The sequence below is a fragment of the Turicibacter sp. HGF1 genome (assembly GCF_000191865.1).
Lineage (GTDB): Bacteria > Bacillota_I > Bacilli_A > MOL361 > Turicibacteraceae > Turicibacter > Turicibacter sanguinis.
The window spans coordinates 1-8,200 of sequence record NZ_AEXQ01000099.1 but is presented as its reverse complement, the minus strand read 5'-3'; the positions used below and the strand labels follow the sequence as shown (position 1 = coordinate 8,200).

The following is an 8,200-nucleotide window of genomic DNA, read 5'->3' as shown; positions in this document are numbered from 1 at the left end:
TGCTTTTCTTTATTATCAAACTGTTAATTCTACTACGTATTTATATTTATCTGATCGGTAGTATGTTGTAGTATATTCTACATTACGGTTGTATTGGTCTTGACTGATACGTGTACGTTTTAAGACAGCTGCATTAAGTGGTATTTCAAGTTCTCTACTGATTTCCTCATCTGCAAGCATGGCTTCGATGTATTCTTCTGCATGAGAAATTTGGATGTTTTGAGTTGATAGTAATTGGTATAATGATCCGTAAAGTTCAGCGTCAAATGGTAGATCTAAAAATCCTGGAACGTATGAGATACTGTACATGATGATATCGTTGTTAACCATACGAATACGACTTAAACGTAATACTTTATCTGTTGGTTCAATGTTGAAGGCTGCGACAACGGCAGGGTCTGGAGTAACTAATGAAATGTTGATTTGTTTATTTTTTAAGATGTATCCTTGTTCTTGCATTTTTTGTGTAAAACTTTTAACTGTTGATAATTTGTCCGCGATTGCATTTGATAAAACGACTGTACCTTTTCCGCGTCCGCGCTCTTTTCTTAATAATCCTTCGTTTACTAATTCATTAACAGCTTGGCGAATAGTCATACGACTAACTCCAAATATTTCTTCTAGTTCATTTTCCGATGGAATAGTACTTCCGACTGCATATTCGTTGTTGATAATCTTATGTTTTAGAATATCTTTTATTTGTAAATATAAAGGTTTAGAATCTTTTGAGCGATCAAGAACCATTATATGAAACGCCTCCTCCTGTTTTTAAAAACGTTATCATGTTTAATAATATCATAATGTTTTTAAGCCGTATTTTCAATAGCTTAGATGATTAAAGTTAAAAGATATGGATGTTTTTTCCTGTTAATAGATTACTAATAGTTTAATAATAAACTATAATCGTTAAAACATCTTACAAAATGCACTGTAACTATACTCCTGTTATTATTAATTTTATTCGAAAATAAAAAGATAGAAACTTATTTAAAATAAGTATCTATCTTTAATTTAACATATGAAAACAATTTCATTGTACAAAAATGTACAAATTTGTTTTATCCAATTATAATATCAACTTTTGGGTATCTAACTTTAGCAGGATGCACATTTGCTCTGAAAATCATTAAGAACGCAATAATTCCGATACGACCGATGAACATTGTGGCAATAAGCACGAGTTTTGCAAATGATGTTAGACTACCCGTGATCCCCATTGAAAGACCAGTTGTTCCGAATGCCGAGCAAACTTCGAAGAAAATTTCCATTAATGGAAACTGGTCACTCATACAAATTAAAAGAGTAGAGAGTGAAACGATAAATGTTGCTACAATGTAAATCATAAATGATTTATAAACGGTTTGAGTTTCAATTTCGCGTCCATAAATGTTGACATACTGTTTTCCACGTGCGAATGAAAGAATAGCAAGAACCATTAAGGCAAATGTTGTGGTACGAATTCCACCACCAGATGAGTTAGGCGACGATCCCACAAACATTAAACCACAGAACATAGTTAGTGTTGCAGTCGAGAAGGCGTTCATATCAACAGTTGCAAATCCTGCATTACGTGTTGTTAATGAGTTAAATGTTGCATAGAAGAATCCTTCTATTAAACCTTTGTCTGCTAAGAAGTGATTCCATTCAAATAGGTAGAATCCAACAATACCCACAACCCATAATATAATCGTTGTAACCATCGTCAATTTTGTGTAGATTGAAAATTTAAAACGCTGTTTTGTCCTACGACACTGAAAGTATTTTTTAATATCTAAAATCACTGGAAATCCCATGGCACCAAAGAACATTAAAAACATGTGAAGTGTTTGAACGAAATAATCCTTTTGAAACGGCATTAATGATGAGCCAGTTATATCGAACCCAGAGTTTGTAATAGCTGATACAGTTGTGAAGAATCCTTGAAGCATAGCTTGCCAATAGATTGGATAATAACCTGCGAAATAATAGTAGTTTCCAAGTATGAGCATAAAAACTAATTCAATGGCCAAGAAAGAGATTAAAACGGATTTAACGAGTTTAACTACACCACTTAAGTTAATCTGATTCTGGTCAGTCATAATTAAGGCTCTTTCCCGTGTTGAAATTTTATGGCCTGCTAGTAACCAAATAGCAGTTGAAATCATCATTAACCCAAGTCCCCCAATTTGTAGGTTAAGAGCAAGAATTAAAATTCCTGGTATACTAAATGTATCAACTGGTGATACGGGGGATAGCCCTGTATTACTAAGACCACTTGTTGAAATAAATAAAGCATCTAGAAATGATAATGAGACACCTTCATTTAAACTAAATGGTAACCATAATAAGAAGGCAAATCCTATGGTAAACATGAAATAGTATCCTACAATTAACCTTGTTGGCGTTGAATGGATAAAATTCCTTAATTTCTTAACAATAAACATCCTTAGGCACTCCCTTTAAAATAAACGCATTGAACTTATATATCATTCAAAATTGATTATAACACTAATGACTGTAAAATATATGCAAAATTTTAACAAAGTAAGTCAAATTCCTCATCGCTATTTCACAATATAATATTGTGTAGTTTGATTTGGTAAATAGATGACGATTAAATAGTGTAATTCTTTTGATGGTTTTAACTGATTATCTAGATAAACAGGTTCTAGAACAGCATATTTAAAGATATCAGGTAAATTAATTTTATGTGTATTTAACAATTCTTTCATTTCATCTGATGATTCTGCTAATTGATTAATGATTGCTCGGCGCTCCTCTTTTTGTAGGCGATCTTGCCACCAAATTTTCGGTTTAATTTTACTATTCGTTAAATAGTCTACTTTCATGTATGAAAGTATGGTTGGCATTTGGTTATAATCGATGCTCTCTAAGAAATCATATAGTCTTGTAAATAAATCGCTAAGTTGATAACGAATCCAAGGGTATCTTTCATTCCAATACACTCCAAATCGATACATGAAGTCAAATGGAGAAGTCTTGAAGTCATTGTCTACTAAGAATTTCATGGTGTAATCCATACGATGAGCATTCCAATAACGCTCTAAAATTTCTTCTGCTAAGTGGATTTTCTCAACATCACTTTCAGATAGTTTATCGTTGCGTTTCATTTCGTATGGGGCGAATTCATCATAAACGTATCCAAATTCATCGGCTTGTTTACGAAGTCCTGTTCCACGTAGCATTTTTAAGAATCCAAGTTGTAATTCTTCTGGACGAAGCGCGAAGACATCATTGAATGATTGCTCGAATCGATCGTACGGTTCTTCGGGAAGTCCAGCAATTAAGTCGAGGTGAAGAACGATTTTTCCACCTTGTTTAATACGTAGGATATTTGTTGTTAATTTGTCGAAGTTTTGACGACGTTTAACGAGTTTATTTGTTAATTCATATGTTGATTGAATTCCAATTTCAAAACGGAATAATCCTTCAGGGGCATGTTCATTTAAATAATCGATTAACTCGGTTGGCATGATGTCTGCTGTAATTTCAAATTGAAATTGAGTGCCAGGGAGATGTTCTTCAATAATAAAGTCGAAGATGTTTAGAGCATATGTTTTGTTAATATTGAACGTACGATCTAAGAATTTGAACATTTTAGCACCATGCTTCATCAGATAACGAATTTCGTTTTTTACGTTTTCGATATCAAAGTAGCGTACTTTATTATCAACTGATGCTAAACAGTATTGGCATGAATAAGGACACCCGCGTGATGTTTCAATATATTGAATTCGATTTGGCAGATGAGGAATATCTTCTTCGAAGTAGAAGGGAGATAAGATTTCCTTTGGATCCAAAATTGGAGCTTCCGCTGCTTTGATTAACTCGCCTGTTACTAAGTTTTTATAAACAATTCCACGTACTGTGGTGATATCTCTTTGCCCATGCAATGCTTCCATCAGTTCACGGAAAGATAGTTCTCCTTCACCGTAGATGATGTAGTCGATAGCACATCTTGAGAACCAAACATCAAAATCATATGAAACTTCAGGTCCACCCATCAAAATTGTAAGGGTTGGATCTTTTTCTTTTAACATATTGATTAAGGTTAAAGTTTTTTCAACATTCCAAATATAAACACTGAATCCGATGATTTTTGGATTTGTTGCAAGTAAATCGTTAGCAATGTTTTCTAATGTATCTTTTAATGTGTATTCCTTTAATTTAATATCAAAGGCTGGTGCATTCGCTTTTAAATATCGAATGGCTAAGTTTGTATGAATGTATTTTGAATTTAACGTAGTTAACGTAATTGACATATGTAAGCACCTCATTTTTTATCTTTTTCATTTTAGCACAATAATGAGTAGGATACCTATAGGTTTTCATCAGGATAGAGTGGTTGTATTGCTATTATTTGAATTTTAATACAATTAAAACTATTAAAAGTATAAAATTCCTTTTTATGCTAATACTTTTAATATGCAAGATGCTAAAACTGAGGTAGGTGAGTCATTGTGTTAATTTCTATTCGTGATGTTTCAAAAAGTTATAAAGTTGGTGAAATCCAAACTGATGCATTAAAGAATATAAATCTCAATGTAGAACAGGGAGAATTTGTCGTGATCTTAGGTCCATCAGGATCAGGGAAGTCAACACTTCTTCATGTTAGTGGAGGACTTGATGAGGTAAATCAAGGAGAAATTTTGGTGAATGGCCAACAGATTACAAATATGACCTCATCACAACTGACTCGTTTTAGACGTCAAGAGTTGGGATTTGTGTTTCAACAGTATAACTTGATGCCAAATATGACTGTTCTTGAGAATGTAGAGGTTGGGGCAAGACTTAGTCAAAATCATTTAGATGTTCATGAAGTTTTAAAAGAAGTTATGCTAGAGGAGTATGTCGGACAATTTCCATATCAATTATCAGGTGGACAACAACAACGTGTAGCCATCGCACGAGCAATTGCTAAAAATCCATCTATTTTATTTTGTGATGAACCAACAGGGGCTTTAGATGAAGAAACAGGAAAAACAGTTCTTGAAGTGTTACAACGCATTAATGAAGAATTTAAAACAACGATTTTCTTAATTACGCATAATTTAGGAATTGCAGAGATTGCTGATAAAGTTGTGAGAATGCGTTCCGGAGAAATTATTGATGTAACTCAAAATCAAGATAAAAAACGAGCTAAAGAAGTGAGTTGGGTATAATGATATTTAAAAATGTATTAAGGACGATTCAGCAAAAGCCATTACAATTTTTTTCATTGATGATTCTCATTACGATGTCTTCTTTTACATATGTTTCATTAGAAACGGCAATCTCATCTGTTTCTTATTTTTTAGACGATTATGCCTCAAAAACAAATCAGGAAGATTTTTTAGTTGTCCTTTCCTCACCAACAGAACAGGCTATTCGTTCGATGATTGCACAAAAAGGAGTTAGTGTATCTGAATTAGCGAATTTAAGTAAATCTGAAATGATGAAACAGTATGAGTATAGTTTAGTTGATTATTATGAGGATAAGGTAGCGGCACTTGGTGAGCGATTTAATGCAACGATTGAAGGCCGATTTTATCGCGATGTCGTCCAAGAAACCGATGATGGAACGTATACTTATCGAGTTGTAAAACAGACTGATTCGGTAAATTCAACTTATGTTGTAGCAGGTAAAATGCCTGAAAGTAGCTCGGAGATTGCAGTATTTAAACAATATGCAGATGCTAATGATCTCGCACTCGGAGATTCAGTTAAAATGAATGATGCCGAATATCAAATTTCAGCATTTATTGCAGTACCAGATTATATTTATCCTGTTTTTAGTTATGATAATCCGCTTTATGAAGCGGATCGTGAAACCATTGCGGTTGTCACAGATGATGTCTATGATACACTTTCACAAAAACAATGGGTTTTATACAGTGGTTATTTTAATGATGATGTGGATGTTGAAGAAGAAGTAGAAAAGATGGCTGGGATTTCTGGGGTTTCTCACGTGTTAAGCAAAAATCAAAATATCCGTATTAGTACTGTATCTGGCGAGTTAATCGGAAATAAATTACTTTCTGCTACGTTTTCATCATTACTCTTAGTCATGTGTGTGGTTGTCATCGTTTTAATTTTGAAAAAAAGAATTAATGCAGATCGTATGCAAATTGGTGTTTTAAAAGCGATGGGATATAGTCGTTTAACAATTAGCTTAAATTATTTAACGTATCCGCTGATTGCCGCTTTATTTGGAACAGTTATTGGAAGTTTATTTGGTATTGGAGTTTCAGGTTATATTTCTTCTTCGTATATGGTGCATTATGTTGTGCCAAAGATTAGCACTTATTTTACGCCTCAAATTTTACTTGGGGGGATTGTTTATCCTATATTAATGGTTGCAGTCTCAAGTTTTATCATTTTATTGTTTTTACTTAGAGAAGCTCCACTAGATTTAATGAAAGAAAGCAGTCATTTAAAAGTATCTAGAACTTCAAAAATTCTAGCGAAGCTATTATCTCCGTTATCATTTGAAACTCGTTTTAAATATTCTCTAGCTTTTAGAAACATGGGGAAAATTTTATCATTATTCATCATCGTATTTGTAGCGAGTATTTTCTTAGTTTTCGCTTCTATAGTATTTAAGTCAGTTGAAAATATTGTGGATAAAGCATTTGGTTCTGTTAATTATAATTATCAAGTTAAGTATAGTAAGTTAATAAATGAACCGCTGGGCATTACAGAAAGTCCGTTTATTGAGTATAATGCAATGCCTCTTAGCATGAAAAATAGTGAAGGAGAATTGATGTTTGATGTCACAACTTCTTTTGTTGTCTATGGTATTGATAGTTATAACATTATTAATCCGTTATATAACGCAGCGGGTGAAAATATTACAAGAAAATCTCAACAAGGTTTAATTATTAATGAATTTATCGCAAGGGCCTATTCTTTAGAAATTGGCGATGTGCTAACGTTTGAAGCAAAAAATAAACAGATTAGTTATGAGGTTGTCGATGTTGTAGACCACTATAATGGTCCGATGATGTATGTAGATATGAACTTATTAGCTGATGATTTACACTTAGTCGAAGGATATTATAATGGAAAATGGACTGGGGATAGACCAAGTACAGAAGAAAATATTTCTTATATTTTTTCAATTAACGATTTAGAGCGTAATATTGAAATTGGAATGGAAATGATTCAAGTTTCTTTAAGTATCATGCTCATTATCTCAGTCGTGCTTGGAAGTATTATTATGATTTTAATTACTAACTTTATAATAGATGAAAATCAAAAACAAATTTCTATATTAAAGGTAATGGGATATACGAAAAAAGAAGTTTCTAAAATGGTTTTAACAATTTATCTACCATTTGTAATTGTTGCTTATTTAATTAGTATTCCAGTCACTAGGGGGACGATAGATTATATAATGAATCAAATTGCAGCTAGTCTTCCAATGGCAATTCCAACTGATTTTACGATGATACAGGCTATAAGTGGATTATTCATTATTTTATTTACCTACTTTATTGCAATGGGATGCTCAAAAGCTCAACTTGATCGTATTTCGTTACATGAAGTTCTTAAATATTAAGTTAAATAATTTGTTGAAATATTCAAAAACATACTATATTATGATATTCTAATGATAAAAGGCCGTTTATCACAAAGTTATGAAATGTGATGAGAGAGTTTCTAAGTAGAAGGAAGGGGTCTCTTGATGGAAAAAGTGTTATTTGATCATGATACGATTACGCGATCATTAAAACGTATCGCACATGAAATTTTAGAAAAAAACGACAATTTAAATGATGTTGTTATTATAGGAATCCGTACACGTGGAGCTTACTTAGCTCAACGATTAGTAAAGTTAATCGAAGTTTTTGAAGGGGTAGAAGTGCCACTTGGTGAATTAGATATTACAAAATATCGCGATGATATTACACGCGAAATGAAAGAAGTCATTGTGAACCAAAGTTCAGTTCCAATGATGTTAAATGGAAAAACGGTTATTCTAGTTGATGATGTTTTATATACAGGACGTACTGTACGCGCCGCTTTAGAAGCTGTTTTAGAATATGGGCGCCCTAAAAATATTCAACTCGCAACATTAATCGATCGAGGACATCGCGAACTTCCAATTCGTGCAGATTATGTAGGTAAAAACATCCCGACTTCTCATAAAGAAGTAGTTAAACTATATCTAACAGAACTTGACGACAAAGATGCCGTAATCCTATCAAAAGGCGAGTAA

General features: G+C 32.9%; 6 protein-coding genes. 3 read left to right on the top strand and 3 right to left on the bottom strand.

Features of this window, described 5'->3' with window-relative positions:
- Nucleotides 1-15: 15 nt before the first annotated feature.
- From HMPREF9402_RS10020 to HMPREF9402_RS10010, 3 genes are all read right to left on the bottom strand, one after another.
- On the bottom strand, nt 16-744 hold the full coding sequence (locus HMPREF9402_RS10020; protein WP_006784489.1) for a GntR family transcriptional regulator: 729 nt from the start codon (nt 742-744) through the stop codon (nt 16-18).
- 314 nt (nt 745-1,058) lie between these two features.
- Entirely contained in the window at nt 1,059-2,423 is a 1,365-nt protein-coding gene (locus HMPREF9402_RS10015) for a TrkH family potassium uptake protein (RefSeq protein ID WP_006784490.1), read from the bottom strand.
- A 120-nt stretch (nt 2,424-2,543) separates the two neighbouring features.
- The gene (locus HMPREF9402_RS10010) at nt 2,544-4,262 is read right to left on the bottom strand and encodes a B12-binding domain-containing radical SAM protein (protein ID WP_009607276.1); all 1,719 of its coding nucleotides are present in this window, start codon (nt 4,260-4,262) and stop codon (nt 2,544-2,546) included.
- A gap of 198 nt (nt 4,263-4,460) precedes the next feature.
- On the opposite strand from HMPREF9402_RS10010, the gene HMPREF9402_RS10005 reads away from it, so the two are divergent.
- From HMPREF9402_RS10005 to pyrR, 3 genes are all read left to right on the top strand, one after another.
- Nucleotides 4,461-5,162: an ABC transporter ATP-binding protein gene (locus HMPREF9402_RS10005; RefSeq protein ID WP_009607273.1), complete on the top strand. Its 702-nt coding sequence runs from the start codon at nt 4,461-4,463 to the stop codon at nt 5,160-5,162.
- Complete coding sequence (locus HMPREF9402_RS10000) at nt 5,162-7,540, top strand: ABC transporter permease (RefSeq protein WP_009607274.1); 2,379 nt, start codon at nt 5,162-5,164, stop codon at nt 7,538-7,540. Before HMPREF9402_RS10005 ends, HMPREF9402_RS10000 begins: the two co-directional genes overlap by 1 nt.
- A 126-nt stretch (nt 7,541-7,666) precedes the next feature.
- Nucleotides 7,667-8,200, top strand: a complete 534-nt coding sequence (gene pyrR, locus HMPREF9402_RS09995; RefSeq protein ID WP_006784494.1) for a bifunctional pyr operon transcriptional regulator/uracil phosphoribosyltransferase PyrR — start codon at nt 7,667-7,669, stop codon at nt 8,198-8,200.